The organism is Streptomyces chiangmaiensis (assembly GCF_036281785.1).
Classification (GTDB): domain Bacteria; phylum Actinomycetota; class Actinomycetes; order Streptomycetales; family Streptomycetaceae; genus Streptomyces; species Streptomyces chiangmaiensis.
In genome coordinates this window covers 1-2,065 of sequence record NZ_JAYWVC010000496.1, presented here as the reverse complement: position 1 = coordinate 2,065, position 2,065 = coordinate 1, and the positions used below count along the sequence as shown (strand labels likewise).

At 67.9% G+C, this 2,065-nt stretch carries 2 protein-coding genes; both read right to left on the bottom strand.

Going from position 1 to position 2,065, the window contains the following annotated elements; genetic code table 11:
• The coding region (locus VXC91_RS44880) for a recombinase family protein (RefSeq protein WP_329513094.1) at nt 1-587 on the bottom strand (587 nt) is incomplete at its 3' end.
• Between the two features lie 319 nt (nt 588-906).
• Nucleotides 907-2,065: IMP dehydrogenase (locus VXC91_RS44875; RefSeq protein WP_329513093.1), on the bottom strand; the 1,159-nt coding region annotated here is incomplete at its 5' end.

Here is a 2,065-nt window from a genome sequence, read left to right as displayed (position 1 = left end):
AGGAGGCGTTCTTCCTTGCGTTGCTTGTTCCAGACCTCGTAGCCGGTGTAGCGGGGGTTGATCAGGATGTTGCGCACGGCGCCCTGCTGCCATGCGGTCTTCTTGCGGTGCGGATTCCGGGTGGCGTCGTGGGCGGAGGGACAAGGGATGCCTTCCCGGGTGAGCTCGGCGGCGATGGATTTGTCGCTCATGCCGCTCACGTACATGGTGAAGATCCGCTGCACGACGGGTGCGGCGACAGGGTCGGGCTCGAGTTTGTGGATGCGCTGGCCGGCGGCGGCCTTCGAGGGGTTGGGGTGGGGTCCGGTGTCGGCAATCCGGTAGCCGTAGGGCGGTCGTCCGCCGAGGTAGCGGCCCTGGAGCTTGGCCTGAGAGCCCATGGCAGTGCGCACCCGGATTTTGATGCGGTTGCGCTCTCCCTTGCTCATGCCGCCGAAGACGGACATGACCAGGTCGTGGGCCTCGTTGTCCGGGTCGATGGGCCCGCCGACCTCCGGCACCCACAGCGGGATGCGGAAGTGTACGAACACCGGGAAGGTGTTGCCGAACTGGTTGCCGTAGAAGGTGCGCTGCGGCTCGCCGATCACGACGGCGTCGAAGCCGCGGTTCGCGTTGCGGAGCGCTTGGAGGAGTTCGTTGGCGCGGGGGCGGCGCTGCCAGGGGAGGGAGCGGCTGTGACCGATGTCGAAGTACTCGGCGACGATCTGGCCCCCGGCCGGCTCGATCAGGGTCTCGATCCCGGCACAAGGTCGGGATCGAGCTTGCGTTTGACCGACTTCACTGCCGGGGTGCCGAAGTACTCGGTGAGAGCATCTTTGGTGATCTCGCGGATTACTGGCGGGAGGGGGTTATTCCGGCTGTGCACTATTCCCCTCCAGCCAGTAGCCCAGGGCTCTTGACAGCCTCTCAGCCGACGGTCGCCGGGGTGTCCCGCAGGGTGACGTTGGCGTGGCTTTCCTGGAAGCTCTGGTCGGAGACCAGAGTCAGCCGGGCCGTGGACTGGAACTCCGGAAGAGTGGTGGAGCCGCAGGACACCATCGTGGTCTTGAGTTTGGCGATGGTCACGGCGAGCCCTTCGTTGAGGTCGCCGGCGTAGGGGACGTAGCCGTCGACGCCCTCTTCGAAGATCAGGCCCTGGCCTCCTTGTCCGTAGCGCTGCCAGTTGCGGGCGCGGTTCGAGCCCTCGCCCCAGTACTCCTTCACGAAGCCGTCCCGGGTGGGGAGCTTCGCGCCGGCCGCCTGGTCGAAGCGGGCGAAGTAACGGCCCATCATGACGAAGTCGGCTCCCAGCGCCAGCGCCAGGGCCACGTGGTAGTCGTGCACCAGCCCGCCGTCAGAGCAGATCGGCACGTACTCGCCGGTGCGATCACGGAAGGCGTCCCGGGCGGCGGCGACGTCCAGCACCGCGCTGGCCTGGCCGCGACCGATGCCCTTCTGATCGCGGGTGATGCAGATGGAGCCGCCGCCCACGCCGACCTTGACAAAGTCCGCACCGGTCTCGGCGAGGAAGGTGAACGCCTCGCCGTCGACCACGTTGCCGCCGCCGGTCGGGATCTCCGGGTAGTGCTTCTTCACCCAGTTCAGGGCTTGTGCCTGCCAGTCGCTGTAGCCATCGGAGGAGTCGAAGCACAGGGCGTCCGCGCCGGCCTCCAGCAGGGCGGGAACGCGCTCTTGGTAGTCGTGGGTGTTGATGCCCGCGCCCACGCGCAGGCGCTTGGCGCTGTCGACGGCTTGGTTCGGGAAGCGCTTGTTGTCCGTGTAGTCGGACCGGAAGACCAGGTACTGCAGGTGGCCCTCGGCGTCGAGCACGGGGAGGCAGTCGCGCCGCTGGTCCCACAGTCGGGCGTTGGCTTCGGAGAGCGTGGTGTCGGCTGCGGCGTGAGAGAGGTCGGCGATGGCGGTCATCCGACCGCTCACCGGTCCGTCGAGGTCGTGGCGCTGGGGGTGGAAGTCGCGGGAGGTCACCAGGCCGAGCAGGCGGCCGGTGGCGCTGCCGTCGTGGGTGACCGCGGCGGTGCTGTGACCGGTGCGTTGCATGACGGCGACCAGGTGGCTCAGGCTGTCG